The following is a 22,931-nucleotide window of genomic DNA, read 5'->3' on the forward strand; positions in this document are numbered from 1 at the left end:
CCCCATTCGCTGCCCTCGGGCTGCGGTTATGCGCCCGGGAGCGCGAGAATCGCGGCCCCCCGCAGGGTGGCTTGATCGGTCAGTTCGGACGGAGTCACCCGCAGTTCGCGCAAGAAGGCCAGCCGGGCGTGTGCGGCGGCCGCGGCCCGCAGCGGACCCCAGAGCGGTTCCCCGGATTGCGCGAAGCCGCCGCCGATGACCACCAGGTCGGTGTCGAGCAGCGCGGCCGCCGAGGCGACGGCCGCCCCGATGGCGGTGCCGGCCCGCTCCAGCGCGGCGACGGCGATCGGTGTGCCCGCCCGCGCGGCCGCGGCCAGTTCCACCCCGGTGGTGCCGGTCCAGCCCTGCCGCCGGGCCCAGCGCACCGCGGACTTGCCGCTGGCGACGGCCTCCACGCAGCCGAATCCGCCGCAGGCGCAGGGCTCTTCATTGCCGGGCACCACGATGTGGCCCACATGTCCGGCATTGCCGGTGCGGCCCATGACGACTCGGCCGTCACTGATGACACCGCCGCCGATGCCCGAGGACACGGTCATGCAGAGCGCGTTGTCCGCGCCGCGCGCCGCGCCCAGCCGTTGTTCGGCGAGCGCCAGGCAGGCCCCGTCGATCGCGAATCGAATCTCGGCCTCCGGAAACAGTTTCCGGACGGATTCCACCAGTGGGAACCCGGCGGCCCATTCCGGAATATTGAGCGGCCCGCTGACGCCGGCGGCGATATCGACCGGTCCGGCCGACCCGATCCCGACGGAGGTCACGCGCTGCCCGGCGGCCACGGCGGTCAGCAATTCATGACAGGCCGCCCATACGCCGGATTCGGGCACCGCGATCCGTTGCGGATTTTCGGGTACTCCATTCGAATCCACGGTCGCCGCCGCGAATTTGGTCGCTCCGATATCCAGCGCAATCGCAACCACGGGCCTCCCCCGCCTCTCCGCGCCTTCAGCGCACGGCTCAGATTCGTCAGCGTTGGCATTGCGGGCCGGCGGCTGGGAGCCGAAACAATCTTGGACGTCCCCGAGAAGTTACCTCGACCGTTACGAAATCAGCGCTCAGCTTGGCATACGAGGCATCGTGTCGGCGCCGTCAATCAGGTGTTCGAAGGCGCGGAGGTTCTGCAGCGATTCGCCGCGCGACACCCGCCATTTCCATTCCTTGCGAATGGATTCGGCGAAGCCGAGTTCGAGCAGGGTGTTGAAGTCGGCGTCGACGGCCTCGAGGATCTGGCCGAGCCAGCGGTCGAGTTCGTCGGGGGTGACGCGGTCGTTGGACATGCGCCCGACCAGGTAGATGTCGCCGACCCGGTCGATGGTGTAGGCCACGCCGTAGAGGCGGCGGTTGCGGCGGAGCAGGAATTTGTAGACGCCCTCGAAGTTCTCGTCGGGCTTGCGGCAGACGAAGGACTCCAGGCGCACGCCGTGCTTGCCGACGTTGACGCCGATGACGGTCTTGAGCTTGCGCTCCCCGGGCAGCACCACCACGAACAGGTCGGGGGCCTCGCGGCTGTACTCGATCTCGCGTTCGCGCAGCGTCTCGTCGATGAGTTGTGCCGTGGCACGGGCGGTTTCGTCGTTCAGACCGCCGCTGCTGGCGTGCGGGCGCGGCGTCCAGTCGCGCTCGGCCTCACTCATCTGCGTACCGCTCCCGTCCGCCGCCGCCACAGCGACTGCGATCTGGCCTGATTGCTGTCGGTATGCAGGTTACCGGTGCGAACCCGGTTGCCCCGAGCCTGGGACAGCGCGGCGGAGTAGCTGTCGAGCAGCCCGTCGGCGGTGTGGGCCCAGGAGAAGTTGGCGGCGTGTTCCACCGCGGCCGCGCCCATGAGTTCGAGCCGGACCGGGTCGGCGAGCATGGAGCCGAGCGCGTCGGCCCAGTCGTCGGTGCGGTGGCCGGGGACCAGCAGGCCGGAGATTCCGTCCCGGACGGCGGTGCCGAGCCCGCCCACGTCGGCGGCGAGCACCGGGGTGCCGCTGGCCTGCGCCTCGATGGCGACCAGTCCGAAGGACTCGTTGTAGCTGGGCACCGCGACCAGGTCGGCGGCGCGGTACACCTGCACCAGCCGGTGCGCGGGCTGCGGCGGCAGGAAGGTGACGCGATCCGAAATGCCCAGGGCCGCAGCGAGTTCGATGAGCGCGTTGGGTCGCTCCAGGCCGCTGCCGGAAGGTCCGCCGACGATCACCACGCGCAGCGGGCGCGCCGGCGGGACCGGTTGCGCGGCCTCCTGCGCGAGCAGCTGCGCGGCGGCGCGGACCAGCACGTCGGGGGCCTTGAGCGGCTGGATGCGGCCGATGAAGGCGACGATGCGCTCATCGGCGCGCAGACCGAACTCGGCACGGGCGGCGAGCTTGTCGCCGGGGTGGTAGCGAGTGAGGTCGGCGCCGGGCAGCACCACGTCGATGTGGTCGGGGTCGGCGCCGTACAGCTCGACGAGCTGGCGGGCTTCCTCCCCGGTGTTGGCGACCAGCCGGTCGGCCTCGGCGACGATCTGCTTCTCGCCGATCTCGCGGACAGCGGGCTCGGGACAGTCGCCCTCGGCCAGGAAGGCGTTCTTGACCGCGGCCAGGGTATGCGCGGTGTGCACCATCGGCACCCGCCAGCGGTCCCGCGCGAGCCACCCGACCTGGCCGGACAGCCAGTAGTGCGAGTGGATCAGGTCGTAGTGGCCGGGCAGGTTGCGGGCCTCGGTGCGCAGCACCTCGGCCGCGAACGGGCACAGCTGGGTCGGCAGGTCGAACTTGTCGAGCCCTTCGAAGGGCCCGGCGACCACATTGCGGACCAGCACGCCGGGTGCGGCCTCGACGACGGGTTCGTCATTGGAGGAGGTGGCGCGGGTGAAGATCTCCACCTCGGTGCCGCGGCGGGCGAGTTCGACGGCCGTCTGCAGGACGTAGACGTTCATGCCGCCCGCGTCGCCGGTGCCGGGCTGCGCCAGGGGCGAGGTGTGCACGGATAGCACGGCAATCCGATTCGGCCGTAGGTCTCCGCGTTGACTCACCACTTCAGTGTGCACGGGGTATACAACGCCTCATGCACGGGTTACCTTCCCAAGTGACCTGACTCACAAGGATATTCGTCAGGGTGAATGCAACTCCGCTATCGACGCAGGTCCGTCGCGAAGGCGGTGATCTCGGCGACGAATCGCTCCGGATCCTCGATGAACAGCCCGTGCTGGGCGCCCTCCCAATAGGAGGTCCGCACCTCAGGAGCGCTGGCGGCGATGTGGCGGCCGTTCTCGATCGGGACCACCGGATCGGCGGTGCCGTGCAGGACCAGCACCGGGATGTCGAGGCCGCGCAGGGTGTCGGTGTTGTCGACGGTCCGATAGAACAGCGCCTTGCGCACCCGCGGCAGGGTGGCGATGCTGCCGCCGAAGAGCCGCTGGGCGTCGGGGCCCTTGTCGCGGCCGGGGCCGGTGTTGGCGTTGCCGAAGGCGGCGAAACCGCGCATAGCCTTGCCGGCGCTCTCGTCGAAGACGTCGGGAATGGCCTTGCCCATGCCGGGGCCGGTTTCCGCGCCCGGCACGCCGCGGCCGATATTCGCCTGTGAACCGGTGTAGACGACGCCAGCGAGGGCGCCGGTGCCGTGGGCGGTGAGGTAGTCGGAGACGACGATGCCGCCGTAGGACCAGCCGAGCAGCAGCGCGCCCGCGGTGATGTCCTCGGCGGCCAGTACGGCGGCGATGTCGGCGGCCCAGTTCTTCGGGTCGTCGTAGCCGGTCTCGGGGGCGTCGGAGTAGCCGTGCCCGCGCAGGTCGACCGCGATCACCCGGAACTGCTCGGCGAGCAGGTCCGCGGCCCGTCCCCAGCAGAGCAGGTTTCCGGACCAGCCGTGCAGCAGGACCAGGGGCCGCGCCCCTTCCGGGCCCGTCACCCGGTAGACGATGGTCGTGCCGTCCGCGCTCACTGCTTCCCGAATAGCCATAGCAGTGAGGCTAACCACCCGCGACCCACCGGCGACACGCCCTGCCTAAGCTCAGAGGCATGAGCACTCGTACCGCTGTGGTGACCGGAGCCAGTTCGGGTATCGGCGAGGCAACCGCCCGTGAACTCGCCAAGCAGGGGTATCACGTCTATGTGGGAGCCCGGCGGGTCGAGCGGCTGGAGAAGCTGGCCGAGGAGATCGGCGGCACCGCGCTGGCGCTGGACGTGACCGACGAGGCGTCGGTGCGCGCGTTCACCGACGCGGTGGAGCACTGCGAGGTGCTGGTCAACAATGCCGGCGGCGCGAAGGGCCTGGCGCCGGTGTCGGAGGCCGATCTGGACGACTGGCGCTGGATGTGGGAGACCAATGTGCTGGGCACGCTGCGGCTCACCAAGGCGCTGCTGCCCAAGCTGATCGCGTCGGGGAACGGCCTGATCGTCACCATCACCTCGATCGCCGCCTTCCACGCCTACGACAACGGTTCCGGCTACACCTCGGCCAAGCACGCGCAGGCGGTGCTGCATCGGACGTTGCGCGGTGAGCTGCTCGGTCAGCCGGTGCGGTTGACCGAGATCGCGCCGGGCGCGGTGGAGACGGAGTTCTCGCTGGTGCGTTTCGCCGGTGACGCGGACCGGGCGGCGAGCGTCTATCAGGGCATCGATCCGCTGGTGGCGCAGGACATCGCGGAGGTGGTGGGTTTCGTGGCGTCGCGCCCGCCGCACGTCAATCTGGACACCATCACGGTCACCCCGCGGGATCAGGCCGGACCGGGTCGTTTCGCGCGTCGTTCCTGACCGGTCGCAGTTGTGTTGTGCCGCTTCGCGGTTCACCTCCCATGATCTGAATCACTGATTTTTCAAAACCGGATTCCGAGCACCGCGCACTGCTAGCGTCCCCCGCAACCGAGGGCGGCTTGGAGCGATGCAGATGGTGAGATCACGAATCGAGGCGGTCGGTTCCTACCTGCCCGCCACCGAGACATCGACCGCGGAGCTGCTGGCCCAACTGGCCGTCGACTCCCCCATCGACCTGGAACGCATCAGCGGCGTGCGGCACCGCCGCCGCTGCGCGGCGGACGAGGATTCGTTCACCGTGGCGATGGCCGCGGCCCGGACCGCGCTGGACAATTCGCGCTACGACGCCGCCGATCTGGATATCGTCATCTCCTGCTCCATCACGCGAATTCACGGTGACGAATTCTGGGTGGAGCCCTCGTTCGCGCTCCTGCTGCGCAATGAACTCGGCGCCACCGGGGCCATCCACTTCGACGTCTCCAATGCCTGCGCGGGCATGATGAGCGGAGTTTTGGTGCTGGACCGCATGATTCGCGCGGGCATCGTGAAACGCGGCCTGGTGGTCTCGGGCGAGTACATCACCCCCATCTCCGATACCGCGGTGCGCGAGATGTCGGAGAAATACGATCCGCAGTTCGCCTCCCTGACCGTCGGCGACGGCGCGGCCGCGGTCGTGCTGGACGGCGAGGGCAGTGCGGACGAAGGCATCGACCACATCGAACTCAATACCAGCGCCGGTTTCGCGCAGCTGTGCCTGGGCATGCCGAGTGACCGCAGTTCCGGCATCGCGCTCTACACCGACAACCGGGCCATGCACAACGAAGCCCGCTACCTGCTGTGGACCACCCGGCAGCGCGATGTCCTCGCCGCGCAGGGCAGCAGTTTCGCGGCTGAAGGCTACGACCACGTGATTCATCATCAATTCAGCGCGCCCGCTGTCGAATTGGTGTCGAAGATCGCCGAACGCGAATTCGACGCCCCGGTGCCGCCCGCGCTCATGGTGCTCGATCGGTACGGCAACACCGCGTCGACCTCGCATTTCGTGGTTTTGCACGACGCGCTCAAACAACAGCGGATAGCGTCCGGGGCGAAAGTACTGATGGTGCCCGCGGCCTCCGGTGTAGTGGCCGGGTTCCTGTCGGTGACGCTCGGCGATCTGCGGGTGTGAGGCAGCATGGGAATCGTTATTTCTGCCATTGCCACCGAAATCGGCGGCGGCAGCTCGATCGAGCAGGCGGCGGCCGCGGCGCGCCGGGCCATCGCGGAGGCGGGCAGTACGCCCGAGCAGATCGACGCGTTGATCAATACCGGCGTCTACCGTGATTCGAACATGGTGGAACCGGCCATGTCCGCGCTGATTCAGCAGCAGGCGGGCATCGGGCTGGAGTATCGCAGCGGTGATGTGCCGTGCCTGTCCTTCGACCTGATGAACGGGGCCTGCGGCATCCTCAATGCCATCCAGGTCAGTCAGGCGCTGCTGGAGGCGCCGACCGTGCACCGGGTGTTGCTGGTGTCCGGTGACGCGCATCCGTCGAAATCGCCGGCGCCGCAGCCGGGATTCCCGATCAAGCCGGTGGGCGCGGCGATGCTGCTGGAGCAGACGCCCGGCGCGGCCGGATTCGGGGCGCTGCACATCAGCGCCACCGACGGGCGGCCCGCGGCGGAGGGGTTCGTGCGACTACCCGAGATGGGCACGACCGGCCGGTCCTCGATCACCGTCGACCGCCCCGGCGACATCGAAGCGCTACTGCACCACGCGATCTCGGCCGCCACCGAAGCCCTCGAAGTCGCCGACGCACCCTTGGACCGCACCGTCCTCATCTGCGGGCGGCCCACCCCCGGCTTCCCCGCCCGGCTCGCCGAGCGCCTGGGCATCGCCCCCGACGCGATCAGCGCCGACGACACCGACGGCGACGCGCACACCTCGGCGCTGCCCGTCGCCTACCTGGCAGCCCGCGACAGCGGCAAGCTCGAGCACGCCGACGTAGCCTTGTTCGTGGCCGCGGGAGCGGGCCCCTCGGCCGCCGCCATCGCGTACCGCCTACCGAAACCATAAGCAGCGGTAAGTAATTCAGCAGGGAGTGGCCATGAACGACCTGTGGGTGATCGTGCCCGCCTACAACGAGGAACACGGCATCACCGCCACCCTGGCCGCCCTCGCCGGCCAGCACGACCGCGACTTCACCCTGCTGGTGGTGGACAACAACTCCACCGACGCCACCGCGAAAGTGGTGCGCGACTTCGCCGCGGCCCACCCGGACCCGCGCATCGAGATCGTCACCGAGGACCGCAAGGGCACCGGCGCGGCCGCCGACACCGGCATGCGCCACGCCATCGCGGCCGGGGCGCGCCTGCTCGCCCGCACCGACGCCGACTGCCTGCCCGCACCCGACTGGACCGCGCGGATCCGCGCCGCCTTCGACTCCGGACTGCGGCTGGTCAGCGGACAGCTCATCCCCCGCACCGACGAGGGCGTACGCCTGCTGGACCGCACCATCATCCGGGTCGCGCTCGAGGTGGCGACGCAATTCGGGAAACTCCGGCCCGGCAACCAGGATCCGCGCTACCTCGGCCCGTACGTCATGACGCCCGGCTGCAATATGGCCATCACCGCCGAACTGTACGAGGCCGCCGGCGGCTTCCCGCGCACCGCCATCGAAGAACTGCACGAAGACCGGGCCCTGGTGAACGCGGTCCGCATGCTCACCACCGACTACGGACTGCGACGGGACGTGCGGGTGTACGGCTCGAATCGGCGCGTGCGAGCCTGGGGTGTGCGCAAGACCCTCGCCTGGTACGCCGACCACCGCTACAAACCGGAGCTGGTGGACATCCGGTGACCGCTGGATACCACTCGGCGGGCGAGGATTTCGTCACCCTGCTGCGCGACCAGGTGCTGCGCAGCCCCGACGCCCCCGCCCTCGGCATGATCGGCGAACAGCCGCTGTCCTTCGCCGAACTCGACGCCCGCATCCGGCTGGTGGTGAAACGGCTGCACAGCCAGGGCTTCCGGCCCGGGGACCGGATGCTGTTCTCCATCCGGCCGTGCGTGGACGCGGTGGTGCTGGTGTTCGGGACCGTCGCGGCGGGCGGCACCATCGTGTTCGTGGACCCGGGCGTCGGCCCCGAATTGTTCGCGCGCCGACTCGAATCGGTGCGGCCCACGTGGGCCGCCACCGAATCGGTGCTGTACCTGCTCAGCGGCCCGCTGCAACGGTACGGCCGCCGCCTCGGCCTGTCGTTGCCCGAATTCGGGCGGCTGCCGGTGCGGCACATCCACAGCGGGCCGCGGCTGCCCGGCACGCCGCGCGGCTCCATTCCGCTGGGCCGGCTGATCGGCTCCGAACCGGGCTGGTCCGGACCCGCCACCGCCGCCACCGTCGACGCGCCCGTCGACGATCCCGACGCCGAGGCGCTCATCGTCTTCACCTCCGGCACCACCGCGGACCCGAAAGCCGTGGTGCACACTCGCGGTTCGCTGGGCGCGGGTCTGGCCGCCATGGCCGGCTGCACCACCTTGATGCCCGGCTCGCACCTGCACACCGAACAGCTGATGATGGGCCTGCCCGCGGTGCTGGAAGGGGCCCGCTGGTCGCTGCCGCGCTATCCGCGTTTCAGCACCCACATCGATCCGATCGGTTTCGCGCGCACCCTCGGACCCGCGGGCGGCGCCGACTCCGCCACCCACGCCTTCTTCACCCCCGCCGACCTGGCGGTGGTCCTCGACGCCATCGAGGCCGGACGGCTGACCGCGCCGAAGCACCTCGAGGAGATCTCCCTCGGCGGCGCACCCGTCACCACCGCGCTGCTGCGCCGGGCTCGCGCCGCCCTCCCGGACACCGAGTTCCTGGCCGTCTACGGCATGACCGAGATCCTGCCGGTGGCAATCACTTCCGCCGCCGACAAACTCGACTTCGACGGCCCGGGCGACCCGCTCGGCTTCCCCGTCGAGGGCGTGGACGCGCGTCTCGCCGACGACGGCGAACTCATCCTCTCCGGCCCCAACCTGTGCCGCGGCTACCTCGGCGAACCACCGCTGAAGGAGATCGCCACCGGCGACCTGGCCCGCTTCGAGGGCGGCACCCTGGTGCTGATGGGCCGCAAGAAGGACATGATGATCCGCGGCAAGACCAATATCTATCCGGGCCTGTACGAACCGGTGATCGCGGGCGTCGAGGGCGTGCGGGACGCCGTCATGATCGGCCTGCCGAACGAGATCGGCGACGAGCGCATCGTGCTGGCCGTGGTCGCCGACCCGCACGCCACCGGCATCGAGGCCCGGCTTCGCCGCGAATTACCCACCCTCATCGACGTTTCCGCGCTACCCGACGACATCGTGCTGGTCAGCGAGATCCCGGTCAGCGGCCGCACCAGCAAGCCGGACCGCGCCGAGCTCCGCGCCCGCCTGCGCGAGCTCGCCTGAGCGCTCCCGGAGCAGCCCCTCACCCAGCGCGAGGCGGGCCCGCGGAACGGCGTTGTCTACCCACTCGTCCCGCGCGGCTCACCCGACGGATCGGGGCGCTGCCGCAGGACGGCCAGCACGGTGTCCGCGAATTCCGTTGCCCGCGACTCGGACAGCACCGGCTCCGCATAACAGAACCCGAGGTGCATTTCGTCGTGCGCCGTCGTGACCGCGACCGTCAGCACGCTCACGCACGAATTCGACGCGACCACCCGCAACCCCGAAAGCCGCCACGCCCCGGCCGTTTCCGCGACCTCCACCCGCCCCAGATTGGTGACCGACACATTCCACGGCGCCCGGCGATCCACCATTTCCGCCAGCCGCCGACCGGATTCCAGCGCCCGCGGCGTCCCGAACCGCATCCCCGCCACCGTGGCCAGGTGCCGCCGCTGCCGCACCCCACGCTCCAGTTGCCGCTTCGCCGCCCGCGCCGCATCCCAGAGCGAGACGCCCGGCCCGAACGGCACGAATCCCACCAGAACCGGTGCGTAGACCCCCAACTCCTCGGAATCCGGTCGCGGAGTGAGCGATTCCCGGAAGTCCACCGGCGACCCGACGCCCACGACGCCGCGTGCCCCGGCACCTGGGCCATCGGAGCGCGTGCGGCCGACCACGTCGGCCACTGCGGCGGCCAGCGCCCCGTGCACGGTCACCCCGGCACTGCGGCAATCGGCCACCAAGTGCGCCAAGGCCTCCCGGCCCAGCACCCGATGCACGACCCGGGTCCGTCGCACCGGTAGCGGCGCTTCCACACCCGACAGCAGCACGGGACGGTGCACCATGCCCGCGATCTGGTCGGCCAGCGTCGTATACGCCCACCTCCGGAGTCCACGCGCCCCGGCGGGAATCAGGTCGTCCGCGGGCGGTACCGGAGCCCGCGGCGGTGCCGGGGTGGGCGTTTCCGCAGCCGCGTGGTCGATCAGCTTGCGCAGCAACGCGATCAGGGAGCGGCCATCGGCGATGATGTGGGAGACCGTGAGAACGATGTCGTGGAATTCGTCGCCGGTCCCGGCCCCGACAGCGATATCGGTGATGCGCGCCGGCCCGTTCCGGGAATCGATCGGCTCCGCCATTTCGGCGTCGAGTACCCGCTCCCACGCCTCGGAATCGCGGGATTCCATCCGCCGCACCGGAATTCCGGGCTCCGGGAGCGGCCGAAACCACGGATCACGGCCGGCGTTGTCGGAAATCCCCATGCGCAGCAACGGATATTCCGCGACCAGGGCCGCCGCGGCGGATTCCAGCCGCCCGGCGGGAACACACCCGTGTACGCGAATGCGCGCGCTGCAATTCGCCGGGGACAGCCGGTCGATGATCCAGAACCATCGCTCGGAAGGGCTCAGCGCGCGCACCCGCCGACCCTATCCGGGTCGGCAGCCAGCGCAAAGGTTTTCAGCGACCGCCGACGGGCTGCGGCGGGAGCGGGGTGGCCGAGATCTGGTGCGGCTCGCCCTGCAGGGCCGACAGACCCTTCCAGGTTTCCCAGTCCATGGTCCAGTCGTAGATGTCGCCGTCGGCCGCGGACAGCTGGATGCGGGTTCCGGTGACCTCGACCGGGTCGCCGTAGAGGGCGGTCGGGAAGTAGGCCTGGGCGTCGGCGGTGCTGAGGTTGATGCAGCCGTTGGTGACATTCGAATTGCCCTGGGCGGAGGCCGATTGCGGATTGGCGTGAATGAACTCGCCATTGTTGGAGATGCGCACCGCCCAGCGTTCCCGCACATTCGTGTAGAACGGCGGGTTCGACATCATGAAGTCCTCGTACTTCTCGGTCACCACGTGGATGCCGGAGCGCGTGACATTGCGATCCTCATTGCCTTCGCCGTAGCTGCACGCGAAGTCGAACAGGATCGCGCCGTCGCGCACCACCTGCACGCGGTGGGTGGGCGCGGCCGCCTTCACGATCTGGGAGCGGCCGATGCGGAAGTCGGAGGTGAGGTCGGAGTCGCCGAACAGGCCGCCGCCCATGTCCAGGCCGTAGAGCTTGGCGCCCAGGTGCACGGTGGTGCCGGGCAGCCAGTACTCGCGGGGCCGCCAGTGCACGCGGGAACCGCCGTTGTCGTCCTGCAGCCAGGCCCACGAACCTTCGGTGGCCGGGGTGGCGGTGACGGTGAGCGCCTTCTCGACGGCGGCCTTGTTCTCGATGTGCCCCTTGAACTGGAGCATGATCGAGGCCGCGATGCCGACCTCCTGACCGTCACCGATATTGACGGTGGCGGGGGCGGTGTTCTTGGGGCTGACGGTGCTGAACTTGCCGTCGATGGCGACCGGCTTGTTGTCGGTGCCGATGGCGGTGCCCGACCAGGTGTAGGTGACGCCGTACCCGAGCGGCTCGTTCACCGTGAACTTGCTGCGAGCGGCATCGAAGGTGCCGGTTACCTGTTTGCCGTTGGCGTTGGTCAGCGCCAGCTGGTCGATGCGGCCGTTGGTGACGGTGACCGACACCGGCACAGTCGGGTTGACGTGCTCGGTTCCGGCGGCCGGTTCCAATTTCACGGTCGCGACGGGTTCAGCCGGTTTTGCCGTTCCGCCGCCCTTGCCGGACGACGAACACGCCGCCGCGATGACCGCTGTCGACGCCACCAGTGCGGCCCGCATGGCCGACCGGCGGGACAGTCCTCGATTACTCACTTGTTCGACCCTACCCCCGCAAACCGTGTATCCCGGACGCTGTTCTGCTGGCCGAAGCCACCCGCTACAGGCTCACTCCCACGGTCACGGGTTCGGGTTCCAGATGAATGCCGAAGCGCTCAGCTACCCCTTCGCGAACCGTGCGGGCGAGGGTCGCCAGATCGGTCGCGGTAGCCGCGCCCCGATTGGTCAGCGCCAGCGTGTGTTTGGTCGACAACCGCGCCGGAGACCCGTCGCCCGGAAAGCCCTTGGCGAAGCCGGCGCGCTCGATGAGCCAGCCCGCCGAGAACTTTACCCCGCCCTCGGCCGGGTAGGTGGGCACGGCCACATCCGCGCCCAGATGTGACGCGATCGCGGCGCGCACCGCCGCGACCCGCTCCTCCGGGATGACGGGATTGGTGAAAAACGAACCAGCACTCCAGGTGTCGTGATCGGCGGGGTCCAGCACCATGCCCTTGCCCGCCCGCAACCGCAGCACCACTTCGCGCACATCGGCCGCCGGCCGGGACTCGCCCTCGGCTGCGCCCAGCGCGCTCGCCAGCTCCCGATAGCCCAGCGGCGCACTGGAACCGTCCGCACGCAGCGCGAATTCGACGGCCAGCACCACCGCGGCGTCGCTGTGCTTGAGAATCGAAGTGCGGTAACCGAATCCGAGCTCCCCCGGCTCGACCCAGCGGATCTCGCCGGTCGCGCGGTCCAGCAACCGCACCCGGCGCAGCAAACTCGCCACCTCAACGCCGTACGCGCCGACATTCTGCACCGGCGTGGCGCCCGCGGAACCCGGGATGCCGGACAGGCATTCGAGGCCGCCGAACCCGGCGGCCACGGTCGCGGCCACCACCGCGTCCCAATTCGCGCCCGCCTCGGCGATGACGGAGTCCGCGCCGATCTCGACGCCCTCAGTCGCGATCCGGACCACGACCCCGTCGAAGCCGTCGTCACCGATCAGCAGGTTGGAGCCGCCCGCGATGAGCAGCAGCGGGATGCCGGCCGCGTCCAGTTCCCGGACCGTCGCCACCAGTGCTTCGGTGGTCGCGCAGTCCGCGACCGTGGCCGGGCCGCCGACCCGCAGGGTCGTCAGCTCCGCCAGCGGCACGCCCGCACGCAGTCGCGCGCCGGTCGCCGCCAGCAGGTCCCGCAGGTCGTCGAAGGACACCACCCGAGAAGTACGCACAGGCACAGACGGTAGCCTGTCCGACCATGGCGACACCTCTGGCCTTCACTGGGCACTCGACTCATCCCATGGCCGCGGTGCGCGCTGCGTTCGCGAACGAGCAGTACTGGAAGGACCGCATCGAGGCGGTCGGCGGCCCCAACGCCCGCATCGACAGCCTCGCGATCAACGGTGACCAGGTGCGCGTGGACATGGTGCAGACCATCCCGGCCTCCGAGCTGCCCGCGCAGATCACCGCGATCAAGCCGGACGGCCTGACCATTCCGCGCACCGAGATCTGGCACGGCAGCGGCGGCACCGTCGAGGCGTACGTGGACGGCGCGCCCGCGACCATCACCGGCAGCCTGACCGTCACCGAGGACGGGTCCGGCTCCACCTTCGTGGTGGACGCGACCATCGACGTGAAGATCCCGCTCTTCGGCAAGAAGATCGAGGCGGCCATCCAGCAGCACCTCACCGAACTGCTGGAGCGCGAAGCCGAGTTCACCGACAATTGGCTGAGTTCACACTGACCGGAGTCGCCCGGCAGTAACCTGAGCGATCGTGGCCCGCCGACTCGACTACTCCGCGCGGTATCCGTTGCGTACCACCCATGAGGTGTACGCCGCGATGACCAACCGCGAGCACTGGGATGCCCGCATCGAGGAACTGCGCAAGCACTCCCCGAACGACATCGTCAGTCTCGCCTCCGGCGCCGACGGCATCACCGTCGAGCTGCGGCACGTGCTCCCCCGCGACACCCTGCCCGAGATGGCGCAGATGGTCGTGCACAAGGACATGGTGATCACCCGCCGCGAAACCTACGGGCCCTACGGACCCGAGGTGACCGGCGAATACACCGCCGAAATCCCCGGCAGCCCCGGCACTCTCGGCGGCAGCATGCGGCTGTTCCCCACCGAGACCGGCTGCACCCTGCGCACCTCCTCGCGGGCCCAGGTCAATGTTCCGTTCTTCGGGCGCAGGCTCGAACAGCTGATGCTGGTGAATCTGGTGGACCTGTTCCGCGCCGAAGCCGAGGTGACGAAGGTTTGGCTGGATCAGCAGCACCCCGCCGGGTGACCAAGCCCATCGGGACCATCACCCGCGGCACCACCGGGATCAACAGGCTGCGCCGCGGGGATCGGTGGATGATGTACGACCCGCTCGTCGCCCAGAGATTGCTGGCCGCCGCGGATCCGCTCGTGGTGGATCTCGGTTACGGGGCCAGCCCGGTCACCACGCTGGAAATGGCGGCCCGGCTGCGGACCGTGCGGCCCGATCTGCGGGTGGTCGGCCTGGAGATCGATCCCGAACGCGTGGTCCCCGGCCGCGACGGGGTGGTGTTCGCCCGCGGCGGTTTCGAACTCGCAGGTCTGCGCCCGACCCTGGTGCGCGCCTTCAACGTACTGCGCCAATACCCGGAATCCGCTGTCCCCGAAGCCTGGTCGACCATCCAATCCGGTCTCGCTCCCGACGGCCTCCTGCTCGACGGCACCTGCGACGAACTGGGCCGCCGCTGCGCCTGGATCCTGCTCGACCGCACCGGCCCGCTCTCACTCACCCTGGCCTGGAACCCGTTCACCGTCGACACCCCCTCCGACATCGCCGAACGCCTGCCCAAGGCCCTGATCCACCGCAATATCCCCGGCGAACCCATCCACGCCCTGCTCACCGCCGCCGACCGCGCCTGGGCCGTCGCCGCGCCCCTGGCCCCGTACGGCCCCCGGGTGCGCTGGCGGCACGCCGCGAACCTGCTGCGCGAGCAGGGTTTTCCGCTCCGCCCCTACCGCCGCCGCCTGCGCGACAACCTGCTGACGGTGCCGTGGTCCGCCGTCGCACCCCTGCCCTGAGCGGCTCCACGAGTTACCCTGTCCCCCTACGGTCCCCGCACCCCGGCCTCCTCGTGAGGCACCAGCGGCCGACCGCAGGCTGCACTGATCCGCGTGGAAACGCGCGGATCAGTGGAGCTTGTGGATCAACTCCTGGACCGTGCCGGAGATCGCGGCCGGGGCGAGCAGCGAACGCGGCGCGAAGGGCTGACGCCAGAGACCTCCATGGGCCGAACCCTCCGCGAACAGGGCTTCCGGGTTGGACATTCGAGGTTCGCCGGTCGCGTGCAGATCGGCGACCAGCTTGGCCGCGAGCAGCGTCCGCGCGGTCGCCGGGTCGAAGATCTCGATGCCGAAACGCGAGGAGGCGCGGTACGCCGCCGCGCGCCAGCCGCTCTCGCGCGTGAGACTGCGGGTCCAGGCGGGCGGGGCCACCGTGAACGACACCGGGTGGCCCGCCGATCGGGCCAGCACCGCACGCCAGCGCGGCAGCCGTTGGGCCAGTGCGTAATCCGGTCCGGCCAGGGCGGGCAGATTGTCGAACAGACCCCACGCGCCGCCCTCGGTATCGAAGATCGGGCGCGCGTAGTTGAGGCGGTACAGCGAGTGCGGCGCGACCCGATGCAGCAGATCCTGGGCATTGCCGCGGAAACCGCGCTGCGCCAGGTGATCCCGGGCCGCGGCCACCACGGACGCGGGAACCGCGTAGGTGTCGGTCGGCGAGCCGAGCAGCGCGAGGGCCGCGTCGGGGTGATGCCGCAGCACCGCCTCGGCGAGCACATCCGAGGCCACCGCCAGCCGGACCCCGGCCGCACCGGGCAGCCCGGCGTACAGCCCGAGCACCAGCCGCCGATCACCGTGCCCGGTTATCCAATGGGTCAGCGCCGGAAAGCTTCTGGCGATGTCGACGCCGGGTTCCCCGTCCGCCACCGGGTAGCGCAGCACGCCCGCCCGGGCCAGCGCGGCCGCCCGCAAGCGCTCCCAGCGCACGTGTCCGGGCTTGTCGACCGCGAGCACCTCCGCGCCCCAGCTCAGCAGCGGCCGCAGCGGCCCGAGCTCCGCGCCCGCGCCGATCACGGTCACCCGGAAACCGGGCAGCGCCAGCCATTCCGGGTGGTCGATGACCCGCTCGATCGCGGCCACGAAATCCGCTTCCAGGATGCCGTGGGTCTGCCAGTCGGCCAGTCGCAGCCGCAGTGCGTCTCCGGTCAGGAGCTTTCCCCGCCACGGCACTTCGAGTCGCTTCACCGCCGCGGCCTCGCCGACCACGGTGCCGGTCTCCAGCCCGTTGCCATCGGCTTCGGCGTCCACGTCCACGGTGTCCAGCGCCGCCACCGTCCGGCCGACCGTGAACCGCAGCATGTGCCGCACCGAACGCAACCCGGCCTCGGCCATGCCGATCGAGATCTCGGGCGCGCTGATCGCCAGCGCCGTCATCCCCCGGAACACCCGGTGGTAGCCGTGCCGCCAGTCCCGGCAGGTCTCCACCGATTGCGCCAGATCGGCGTCGTAGGGCCGGATCGCGTCGGCGACCACGGCCGCCGAGAACATGTCCGCGATCCGTTCGGGCGGGCCCGGCGGAAACACCAGATCCCACACGCCAGCACCGGTCCCCATGGACAGTCACCCTGCCACGAATCCGGTTCCCGCAAAACTCGAAACCCGCCGCATGCGATCCCTACCGTGAGTCTTCCTGGGCGCGGGACAGCGCGCGATGCAGCCGGGCCGCGGTGGCGGGTTCCAGAGCCGCACTGGCGGAACGGATCTCGGCCCGCGCGCAGCGGTGGATGGCCACCGCGTCGGACACCACCTCGTCCAGCGCGGCCTGCCCGATCCCGGCCTCGGCCAGATCCAGCACGGTGCGCAGCGGCGTCGTCACCAGGAACGCGCCCGCCGACTCCACATCCTTGCGCGCGAAACTGCGCCGCAGCACCACCAGGCGCGGCGACAGCGGAAACCGCCCGACCCGCGCCGACAGGTGCACGAACCGCGGCCGCAACCGCCCGAGCCCGTGCAGTTCGGCCGCACTGTGATGGGAGACCGCCGCCGCCCCGTCGAACCAGGCCGACCACATGGCGTACTCGTCGAGCGGCCCGTCCGGCCAGTCGGCCATCCGCAGCAACCCCACCCCCGAACGCAGCACGCTGCCGTCGCGCAAACCGTCCCGAATCCGGACCTCGCATCCGGTGCGCAACACCTGCCGGGTGGTGAAATACCCCGCGTGGCGCCCGGCCTGCTCGCGCAACACGTGCCAGCCGTTCTCCGGATCCGGCACCGGTGCCGGGTTCCCAGCCATGACATTCAGGATAAGCCGCACCCGTGTGTGTTATGTCACAATCCGCACCCGTGTGCCGACACCCTCACGGGAAGCACAGAGCTCACACAGAAAGCTCGGGAAGAATCGCCCCCATGAGTTCGGAACCCACCTCGGACGACGCGACCAAGCGCGACACCCCCGACGCGCAACCGGGCGAAGCCACCGCACAGCCGGTTGACCTCGGTAAACCGGACAGCACGCCCACCGAAGTGCTAGGCACGGGACCGGCGGCGCCCACCGAATGGTGGAACGATCCCACCTCCCCGGGCGACCAGCCGACCGCCGATCCCGGCGCGCAGCCCACCGCGGTACTGCACCCCGGTGAAGCCGCCTACGCGCCCGGCGCGCCCGCCCCGAACCACACCACCGGACCGACCGCGACCACCACGGCCTTCCCCGCCAACGGCAACGGCGCGACCGCGGTGCTGCCCGGCGGCCCCGGCCATCCGGCCGGCGGCTCGGGTCCGATCACCCCGCCCGGCGGCGCCCAGCAGCCGCCCGGCACCCCGCCGCCCCCCGCGAGCTTCGGCGCCGCACCGGGCGGGCCGTCCCGTCCCCGCCGCAGCCGCAAGAAGACCGTGCTGATCGTCGGCCTGGTCGCCGCGATGCTGGTGGCGGGCGGGCTCGCGGGCGGTGAGGCCTACGCCCGCAACAAGGCCGAGAAGTGCATCAGCTCGCAGTTCCAGGCGCAGATGGGCTCCAAGATCGACGTCTCGTTCGGCTGGAAACCGGTGCTGCTGACCATGTTCGACAACAAGATCGGACATGTGACCGTCGACAGCGACGACTCCAAGTTCGGGCCCGCCCAGGGCATGGTCGTGCACGCCGCGTTCGACGACCTGGAGACCAAGGACGGCGGCAAGCAGATCACCATCGGCAAGTCCAGCGCCGACGTCACCTGGAGCAACGACGGCATCACCAAGACCATGGCCGGCCTGGTCTCCGCCACCACCTCCGACCCGAACACCGGCACGCTGAGCTTCGCGGTGCTGGGCGGCCTGGCCCAACTGCAGGTCAAGCCGAAGATCGTGGACGACAAGATCGAGGTGGACACGCTGCAGGCCTCGCTGCTCGGCATCGGCCTGCCCACCGATCTGGTCTCGGGCATCGTGCAATTGATGACCGAGAGCCTGCAGACCTATCCGATGGGGTTGAAGCCCACCAAGATCGACATCACCCAGGACGGCCTGCACATCAGCCTGTCGGGCGGAAACACGGTGCTGCAGGCGGATCCGAACAACCCGCAGCAGCAGCCGCTCAACTGCTAGGCCGGAAACCCTTCCAGCACTTCACGAGACCGCGACAGTCCCAGCCGGGTGGCGCCGGCGGCGATCAATTCCACCGCCTGCGCCGCAGTCCGGATGCCGCCGCTGGCCTTCACCCCGAGCCGGCCACCGACCGTCTCCGCCATCAACCGCACGGCGTGCGCGCTCGCTCCGCCCGCGGGGTGAAAACCGGTGGACGTCTTCACGAAATCCGCGCCCGCGCGTTCGGCGGCCCGGCACACCTCCACGATCGCCGCGTCGCCCAGCGCCGCGGATTCGATGATCACCTTGAGCAATGCGCGCTCCCCCACCGCTTCCCGCACGGTGATGATGTCGGCCAGCACCGCGCTGTAGTCACCCTGCAGCGCGGCGCCGACATCGATGACCATGTCCACCTCGGCCGCGCCCTGCTCCACCGCCAGCCGCGCCTCGGCCCCCTTCACCAGCGAATGATGTTTGCCCGACGGGAAACCCGCGACCGTGGCCACCACCAGACCCGGCGCCCGCACCGGCAGCATGGACGGCGACACGCAGATCGCGAACACCCCGAGTTCACGCGCCTCGGCCACCAGCGCGGTCACCGCCGCGGGTGTGGCATCGGGTGACAAAAGTGTGTGATCGATCATCTCCGCCACGTCAGAGCGGGAAATCTTCGGCATGAGCACCGAGTTTGGCACATCTTTGTTGCGGCCCGCCGCAGCTGTCACGCAGACTTGTAGGCGTGCTGATCCGTCGAGAACGTACCGGCGATGCCGCCGCGATCGACGCGGTGCACCGCAGCGCCTTCGGAGAAACCCCCGACGGCCCCGCGGCTGCCCATGACGATTCCCCCTCCCCCCAACCGGTGAGCGACCCTGTCGAAGTCGGTCTCGTGCACACGCTGCGCGACGACGCCTCGGTCTGGATCCCCACCCTGGCCCTGGTGGCGGAGGTCCACGACCAGGTGGTCGGCCACGTCTGCCTGACCCGCGCGAGCATCGGCCCGTTCCCGGTGCTGGCCCTGGGCCCGCTCGGCATCCGGGCCGACCAGCAGGGCAATGGGATCGGCTCCGCGCTCATGCACGCCGCCCTGGGCGCCGCGGACGCCCTCGACGAGCCGGTGGTGGGTCTGCTCGGCAGCCTCGAGTACTACCCGCGCTTCGGCTTCGTCCCCGGCGCCCGCCTGGGCATCGTTCCCGACCAGCCGGACTGGGCCACCCACTTCCAGGTCCGCACCCTCACCGCCTACGAACTCGAGATCAAGGGCGACTTCCGCTACGCCGAGCCCTTCTACAAACTGTGACGGGCCGCCGCGAGCCCTGACGGCCGCTGCTTCACCCCTGTGCTCGGGTCCGGGTGGTTGCTGGGAGTATGTCGGGTATGAGTTCCACCCCGGACGACCGCCGCTTCGTGCTCACCCTGGGCTGCCCGGACCGTCCCGGCATCATCGCCCGCATCACCTCGTTCATCGCCGACTTCGGCGGGTCGATCGTGGAGGCGGGCTATCACTCCGACCTGGAGACCGGGTGGTTCTTCACCCGGCAGGCCATCAAGGCCGCCACCGTGCCGTTCGACCTGGACGAGCTGCGCGAACGGTTCACCACCGTCGCCGCCGAGCTGGGCCCGGAGACCGACTGGCAGGTGCACGACTCCGGGGAACGCCGCCGCGCGGTGCTGCTGGTCTCCAAGGACGGCCACTGCCTGCACGACCTGCTCGGCCGGGCCGCCTCGGGCGAGCTGCCCGCCACCATCGAGGCCGTCATCGGCAATCACCCGGACCTGGCCGGGATGACCGAGGCGCACGGCATCAAATTCCACTACATCCCGTTCCCGAAGGACCCCGCCGAGCGCGGGCCCGCCTTCGAGCAGATGCGGGAACTGGTCGACGCGCACGATCCGCACGCCGTGGTGCTGGCCCGCTTCATGCAGGTGCTGCCCGCCGAACTGTGCGAGCACTGGGCGGGCAAGGCCATCAACATCCACCACAGCTTCCTGCCGTCCTTCGTCGGCGCGCGCCCCTACCACCAGGCGTTCGCGCGCGGCGTGAAGCTGATCGGCGCGACCTGCCACTACGTCACCGCCGAGCTGGACGCGGGCCCGATCCTGGAGCAGGACGTCACCCGCATCGACCACGCGGACACGGTGCGCGACATGGTCCGTCAGGGCCGCGACATCGAGCGGGTGGTGCTGGCCCGCGGACTGCGCTGGCATCTGGAGGGCCGGGTGCTGGTGCACGGCCGCCGCACGGTCGTCTTCGAGTAGGCCCGAAAAGCCAACGCCCGCCCCGGTTCTCCGGGGCGGGCGTTTGTCGTTGCGGGGTCAGCCGGCGGCGGCGACCGGGTCGCGCCGGGAGCGGCGGATCACGCGGTGCAGTTCCACATTGAAGGCCTTCTCGGCCTCGACGTTCACCAGGTGCCCGGTGGGCAGGATGGTGTAGCGGTCGAGATGTCCGGCGGCGGCGAGGGTGTCGGCGATCTCGCGGGAATGCACCTCCGGCAGCAGCCGATCGTGCGAGCCGGCGACCACACTGGTCGGGACCGTCAAATGCGCTGCGGCGCCGTGCAGATCGAGTTCGAGCAGGCCGCGCGCGACCGCCGCCCGCACCGAGGGGCGGCAGGAGCGGACGATCGAGGTGCCGAACAGGATCTGGTCCCGGGTGGCCGACGGAGTCATCAGCCGATGCTTGGCGACCAGGTTGACCGCCGCACCGCCGGGCAGCGGCACCGGGGTGCCGAACAAGGCCAGCGCCAGCCAGTCCGGACCCGGGATCACGTCGTTGATCAGCGGAATCACGGTGGCGCGGTTGGGAATCTGGCGTGCGGCCGTGGTGGCCAGCAGTACCGCGGACGCCCGCCGCTGAACCTCGTGCGGGTAGCGGGACGCCCACGCCTGGATGGTCATGCCGCCCATGCTGTGGCCCACCAGCACGGCCCGCTGACCGGGCCCCAACACCGCGTCGAGCAGATCGGAGAAGTCGTCCGCGAGCTGATCGGCGCTGAAAGGCCGGGTGCCGGTGGCGCTTTCACCGTGGCCGCGCTGATCGAAAGCGATCACGCGGTATTCGCCGGAGAAGGCGTTGATCTGCGGGTTCCAGTATTCGATGGCGCAGGACCAGCCGTGCGCCAGCACGATGACCTCGCCGTCGACGGGACCGTAGGCGTGCACGCGCAGTGCCGCGCCGTCGCGCGTGGTGACCGGAATGACCTCGGTCGGACGCGGGGAATTGAGCGAATTGGTCCGGTAGCGCCGGGACCGGAGCCCGGAGCGGAAAGGTGCGGTCAGCGCGTCCGCGCCGACGCCCGCCTGCGGCAGTTTCACCAGCATGAGCACTCCTTTGTGTTCCAGACCACACTATCGCGCTAACCGAGTGCTTGCAACTGCAAGCGCTGGATATATCTTCTTGCTCCACAACAATGTTCGCGGCCGGAGCCGTCGCGGATAAGGTCCCCCAGGGGTGGGCGAGCCCACCCCCTCAGGCGCCCACCACCTGCGCGGGAATCCCGAAGGCGGCGTTGGCGACACGCGCGAGCTCGGCGTTGAACTCGCGGTAGGCCTCCACGTTGCCCAGGTGCCCGGTCGACAGGATCCGGAAACCGTCCAGACTGCCCGCCTCGGTGAGCATCTCGACGATCCGCTCGGCGTGCACCGGCGGCGTCATGTCGTCGGCCGAGCCGGCGATGACGGTGGTCGGCACGGTCAGATTCGCCGCGCCCCGGCCGACATCCAGGTAGGACAGCAGGGTTCCGAACCTGCCGCGCACCCGCGCCGGGCAGGACCGCACGATGTTCAAACCGAACTCGGCGACGTCACCCACCGACGCCAGGCTCATGATCTGCCGCCGGAACACCCAGCGCACGGGCGCGACCGGCGGGAACAGGATCGGCGCGCTCAACCCGAGCAGCCCGACCCGGAACGGCAGCGCGGCCACGCCGCGGTTGAAGAACGGAACCACCGTGGTCTCGGCGATCAGGTCACCAGCCGCGGTATTGGTGAGCAGCACCGCGTGCAACTGCTTGCGGACGCGCTGCGGATACCGGCCCGCCCAGGCCTGCACGGTCATGCCGCCCAAACTGTGGCCCACCAGCACGGCCCGCTGCCCGGGCTGCAGCACGGCGTCGAGGACCTCGGCGAGATCGTCGGCGAGCTGATCGGTGGTGAGCGGAGCGGTGCCCGCGTCGCTCTCACCGTGCCCGCGTACGTCGTAGGCGACCACGCGGTATTCGCCCGCGAACGCGTTGATCTGCGGGTTCCAGTATTCGAGGCAGCAGGTCCAGCCGTGCACCAGCACGATCACATCGCCGTCGGCGGGACCGTAGGCGTGCACCCGGAGCCGGGCGCCGTCGGACGCGGTGACCGGAACGACCCGGTAGGGCCCGGCCGGCGGATTCAGATCCGCGGTGCCGTAGGTCCGGGTGCGCAGGTCGGCTCGGTGCTCGCGCACCAGGTCACGGACCTTCCGGCCGAGGTCCGCAGGATGAGGCAGCGTTGCCCGCATTGGACACTCCTTTGTGTTACTGACAGATACAGTAACCTGCGGACACACCTGCTAGCTAGTGCAAGCACCCAGAAAGTTCCCGAGTCGGAAT

Annotated in this window: 23 protein-coding genes; 11 read left to right on the top strand and 12 right to left on the bottom strand. The window is 70.0% G+C overall.

What is annotated here, in order from left to right:
* Window positions 1-26: 26 nt before the first annotated feature.
* From ACYVKL_RS17795 to ACYVKL_RS17810, 4 genes are all read right to left on the bottom strand, one after another.
* Window positions 27-914 (bottom strand): ROK family protein, encoded by an 888-nt coding sequence (locus tag ACYVKL_RS17795; protein WP_379164695.1) that lies wholly within the window; start codon window positions 912-914, stop codon window positions 27-29.
* 135 nt (window positions 915-1,049) lie between these two features.
* A complete protein-coding gene (locus ACYVKL_RS17800; protein ID WP_379164697.1) occupies window positions 1,050-1,628 on the bottom strand; it encodes a type III secretion system chaperone family protein in 579 nt (192 codons plus the stop codon).
* Window positions 1,625-3,007, bottom strand: a complete 1,383-nt coding sequence (mshA, locus tag ACYVKL_RS17805; protein ID WP_379164699.1) for a D-inositol-3-phosphate glycosyltransferase — start codon at window positions 3,005-3,007, stop codon at window positions 1,625-1,627. The genes ACYVKL_RS17800 and mshA overlap by 4 nt, the downstream gene beginning before the upstream one ends.
* Before the next feature lie 83 nt (window positions 3,008-3,090).
* Window positions 3,091-3,918: an alpha/beta fold hydrolase gene (locus tag ACYVKL_RS17810; RefSeq protein ID WP_379164701.1), complete on the bottom strand. Its 828-nt coding sequence runs from the start codon at window positions 3,916-3,918 to the stop codon at window positions 3,091-3,093.
* Window positions 3,919-3,977: 59 nt separating this feature from the next.
* Here ACYVKL_RS17810 and ACYVKL_RS17815 point away from each other — a divergent pair, with 59 nt between their 5' ends.
* The 5 genes from ACYVKL_RS17815 to ACYVKL_RS17835 all read left to right on the top strand — a co-directional run bounded on the left by ACYVKL_RS17815 (window position 3,978) and on the right by ACYVKL_RS17835 (window position 9,135).
* Window positions 3,978-4,712, top strand: a complete 735-nt coding sequence (locus ACYVKL_RS17815; protein WP_379164703.1) for an SDR family NAD(P)-dependent oxidoreductase — start codon at window positions 3,978-3,980, stop codon at window positions 4,710-4,712.
* 133 nt (window positions 4,713-4,845) lie between these two features.
* A complete protein-coding gene (locus ACYVKL_RS17820; protein ID WP_379164705.1) occupies window positions 4,846-5,880 on the top strand; it encodes a 3-oxoacyl-ACP synthase III family protein in 1,035 nt (344 codons plus the stop codon).
* Between the two features lie 6 nt (window positions 5,881-5,886).
* Window positions 5,887-6,768 (top strand): hypothetical protein, encoded by an 882-nt coding sequence (locus tag ACYVKL_RS17825; protein WP_379164707.1) that lies wholly within the window; start codon window positions 5,887-5,889, stop codon window positions 6,766-6,768.
* Window positions 6,769-6,799: 31 nt separating this feature from the next.
* A complete protein-coding gene (locus ACYVKL_RS17830) occupies window positions 6,800-7,552 on the top strand; it encodes a glycosyltransferase family 2 protein (RefSeq protein ID WP_246598315.1) in 753 nt (250 codons plus the stop codon).
* Window positions 7,549-9,135 carry a class I adenylate-forming enzyme family protein gene (locus ACYVKL_RS17835; protein WP_379164709.1) on the top strand — a complete coding sequence of 529 codons (1,587 nt, stop codon included), beginning with the start codon at window positions 7,549-7,551 and terminating at the stop codon, window positions 9,133-9,135. Before ACYVKL_RS17830 ends, ACYVKL_RS17835 begins: the two co-directional genes overlap by 4 nt.
* A gap of 56 nt (window positions 9,136-9,191) precedes the next feature.
* Here ACYVKL_RS17835 and ACYVKL_RS17840 read toward each other — a convergent pair whose 3' ends face one another.
* From ACYVKL_RS17840 to ACYVKL_RS17850, 3 genes are all read right to left on the bottom strand, one after another.
* On the bottom strand, window positions 9,192-10,526 hold the full coding sequence (locus ACYVKL_RS17840; RefSeq protein WP_379164711.1) for a phthiocerol/phthiodiolone dimycocerosyl transferase family protein: 1,335 nt from the start codon (window positions 10,524-10,526) through the stop codon (window positions 9,192-9,194).
* Window positions 10,527-10,566: 40 nt separating this feature from the next.
* Window positions 10,567-11,769, bottom strand: coding sequence for a L,D-transpeptidase (locus tag ACYVKL_RS17845; protein WP_379165773.1), 1,203 nt, complete (start codon window positions 11,767-11,769; stop codon window positions 10,567-10,569).
* Between the two features lie 97 nt (window positions 11,770-11,866).
* A complete protein-coding gene (locus ACYVKL_RS17850) occupies window positions 11,867-12,958 on the bottom strand; it encodes a UDP-N-acetylmuramate dehydrogenase (RefSeq protein ID WP_379165774.1) in 1,092 nt (363 codons plus the stop codon).
* A gap of 44 nt (window positions 12,959-13,002) precedes the next feature.
* Between ACYVKL_RS17850 and ACYVKL_RS17855 the strand changes: the two genes are divergently transcribed.
* The 3 genes from ACYVKL_RS17855 to ACYVKL_RS17865 are packed head-to-tail and all read left to right on the top strand — an operon-like array spanning window position 13,003 to window position 14,805.
* Entirely contained in the window at window positions 13,003-13,488 is a 486-nt protein-coding gene (locus tag ACYVKL_RS17855; RefSeq protein ID WP_379164713.1) for a DUF2505 domain-containing protein, read from the top strand.
* A gap of 31 nt (window positions 13,489-13,519) precedes the next feature.
* Window positions 13,520-14,035 carry a DUF2505 domain-containing protein gene (locus tag ACYVKL_RS17860; protein WP_379164715.1) on the top strand — a complete coding sequence of 172 codons (516 nt, stop codon included), beginning with the start codon at window positions 13,520-13,522 and terminating at the stop codon, window positions 14,033-14,035.
* On the top strand, window positions 14,032-14,805 hold the full coding sequence (locus ACYVKL_RS17865; RefSeq protein WP_379164717.1) for a class I SAM-dependent methyltransferase: 774 nt from the start codon (window positions 14,032-14,034) through the stop codon (window positions 14,803-14,805). The genes ACYVKL_RS17860 and ACYVKL_RS17865 overlap by 4 nt, the downstream gene beginning before the upstream one ends.
* Window positions 14,806-14,913: 108 nt before the next feature.
* Here the strand turns inward: ACYVKL_RS17865 and ACYVKL_RS17870 are convergent, their stop codons facing one another.
* Together ACYVKL_RS17870 and ACYVKL_RS17875 are read right to left on the bottom strand one after the other, a co-directional pair.
* The gene (locus ACYVKL_RS17870; protein WP_379164719.1) at window positions 14,914-16,401 is read right to left on the bottom strand and encodes a hypothetical protein; all 1,488 of its coding nucleotides are present in this window, start codon (window positions 16,399-16,401) and stop codon (window positions 14,914-14,916) included.
* Window positions 16,402-16,462: 61 nt separating this feature from the next.
* Window positions 16,463-17,080 carry a hypothetical protein gene (locus ACYVKL_RS17875; protein WP_379164721.1) on the bottom strand — a complete coding sequence of 206 codons (618 nt, stop codon included), beginning with the start codon at window positions 17,078-17,080 and terminating at the stop codon, window positions 16,463-16,465.
* Window positions 17,081-17,193: 113 nt separating this feature from the next.
* On the opposite strand from ACYVKL_RS17875, the gene ACYVKL_RS17880 reads away from it, so the two are divergent.
* Window positions 17,194-18,369, top strand: coding sequence for an LmeA family phospholipid-binding protein (locus tag ACYVKL_RS17880; RefSeq protein ID WP_379164723.1), 1,176 nt, complete (start codon window positions 17,194-17,196; stop codon window positions 18,367-18,369).
* Here ACYVKL_RS17880 and deoC read toward each other — a convergent pair.
* A complete protein-coding gene (deoC, locus tag ACYVKL_RS17885; protein ID WP_379164725.1) occupies window positions 18,366-18,992 on the bottom strand; it encodes a deoxyribose-phosphate aldolase in 627 nt (208 codons plus the stop codon). The two genes, ACYVKL_RS17880 and deoC, sit on opposite strands and share 4 nt — an antisense overlap.
* A gap of 95 nt (window positions 18,993-19,087) precedes the next feature.
* Here deoC and ACYVKL_RS17890 point away from each other — a divergent pair, with 95 nt between their 5' ends.
* On the top strand, window positions 19,088-19,648 hold the full coding sequence (locus ACYVKL_RS17890; RefSeq protein ID WP_379164727.1) for a GNAT family N-acetyltransferase: 561 nt from the start codon (window positions 19,088-19,090) through the stop codon (window positions 19,646-19,648).
* A 68-nt stretch (window positions 19,649-19,716) separates the two neighbouring features.
* A complete protein-coding gene (purU, locus tag ACYVKL_RS17895; RefSeq protein WP_379164729.1) occupies window positions 19,717-20,607 on the top strand; it encodes a formyltetrahydrofolate deformylase in 891 nt (296 codons plus the stop codon).
* A 57-nt stretch (window positions 20,608-20,664) separates the two neighbouring features.
* On the opposite strand, the gene ACYVKL_RS17900 is transcribed toward purU, so the two are convergent.
* Window positions 20,665-21,669 (bottom strand): alpha/beta fold hydrolase, encoded by a 1,005-nt coding sequence (locus tag ACYVKL_RS17900; RefSeq protein WP_379164731.1) that lies wholly within the window; start codon window positions 21,667-21,669, stop codon window positions 20,665-20,667.
* A gap of 148 nt (window positions 21,670-21,817) precedes the next feature.
* Entirely contained in the window at window positions 21,818-22,840 is a 1,023-nt protein-coding gene (locus tag ACYVKL_RS17905; protein ID WP_379164733.1) for an alpha/beta fold hydrolase, read from the bottom strand.
* Window positions 22,841-22,931: the final 91 nt, after the last annotated feature.

Source organism: Nocardia tengchongensis (assembly GCF_054781395.1).

Excerpts from the sequence above, each read along its gene's own strand:
- ACYVKL_RS17875 (WP_379164721.1), bottom strand. The coding sequence starts at position 17,080 with ATGGCTGGGAACCCGGCACCGGTGCCGGATCCGGAGAACGGCTGGCAC.
- ACYVKL_RS17815 (WP_379164703.1), top strand. The coding sequence starts at position 3,978 with ATGAGCACTCGTACCGCTGTGGTGACCGGAGCCAGTTCGGGTATCGGC.
- ACYVKL_RS17845 (WP_379165773.1), bottom strand. The coding sequence starts at position 11,769 with ATGCGGGCCGCACTGGTGGCGTCGACAGCGGTCATCGCGGCGGCGTGT.
- ACYVKL_RS17810 (WP_379164701.1), bottom strand. The coding sequence starts at position 3,918 with ATGGCTATTCGGGAAGCAGTGAGCGCGGACGGCACGACCATCGTCTAC.
- ACYVKL_RS17905 (WP_379164733.1), bottom strand. The coding sequence starts at position 22,840 with ATGCGGGCAACGCTGCCTCATCCTGCGGACCTCGGCCGGAAGGTCCGT.
- ACYVKL_RS17855 (WP_379164713.1), top strand. The coding sequence starts at position 13,003 with ATGGCGACACCTCTGGCCTTCACTGGGCACTCGACTCATCCCATGGCC.
- ACYVKL_RS17900 (WP_379164731.1), bottom strand. The coding sequence starts at position 21,669 with ATGCTGGTGAAACTGCCGCAGGCGGGCGTCGGCGCGGACGCGCTGACC.
- ACYVKL_RS17825 (WP_379164707.1), top strand. The coding sequence starts at position 5,887 with ATGGGAATCGTTATTTCTGCCATTGCCACCGAAATCGGCGGCGGCAGC.
- ACYVKL_RS17870 (WP_379164719.1), bottom strand. The coding sequence starts at position 16,401 with ATGGGGACCGGTGCTGGCGTGTGGGATCTGGTGTTTCCGCCGGGCCCG.
- ACYVKL_RS17880 (WP_379164723.1), top strand. The coding sequence starts at position 17,194 with ATGAGTTCGGAACCCACCTCGGACGACGCGACCAAGCGCGACACCCCC.
- ACYVKL_RS17820 (WP_379164705.1), top strand. The coding sequence starts at position 4,846 with ATGGTGAGATCACGAATCGAGGCGGTCGGTTCCTACCTGCCCGCCACC.
- ACYVKL_RS17800 (WP_379164697.1), bottom strand. The coding sequence starts at position 1,628 with ATGAGTGAGGCCGAGCGCGACTGGACGCCGCGCCCGCACGCCAGCAGC.
- ACYVKL_RS17830 (WP_246598315.1), top strand. The coding sequence starts at position 6,800 with ATGAACGACCTGTGGGTGATCGTGCCCGCCTACAACGAGGAACACGGC.
- deoC (WP_379164725.1), bottom strand. The coding sequence starts at position 18,992 with ATGATCGATCACACACTTTTGTCACCCGATGCCACACCCGCGGCGGTG.
- purU (WP_379164729.1), top strand. The coding sequence starts at position 19,717 with ATGTCGGGTATGAGTTCCACCCCGGACGACCGCCGCTTCGTGCTCACC.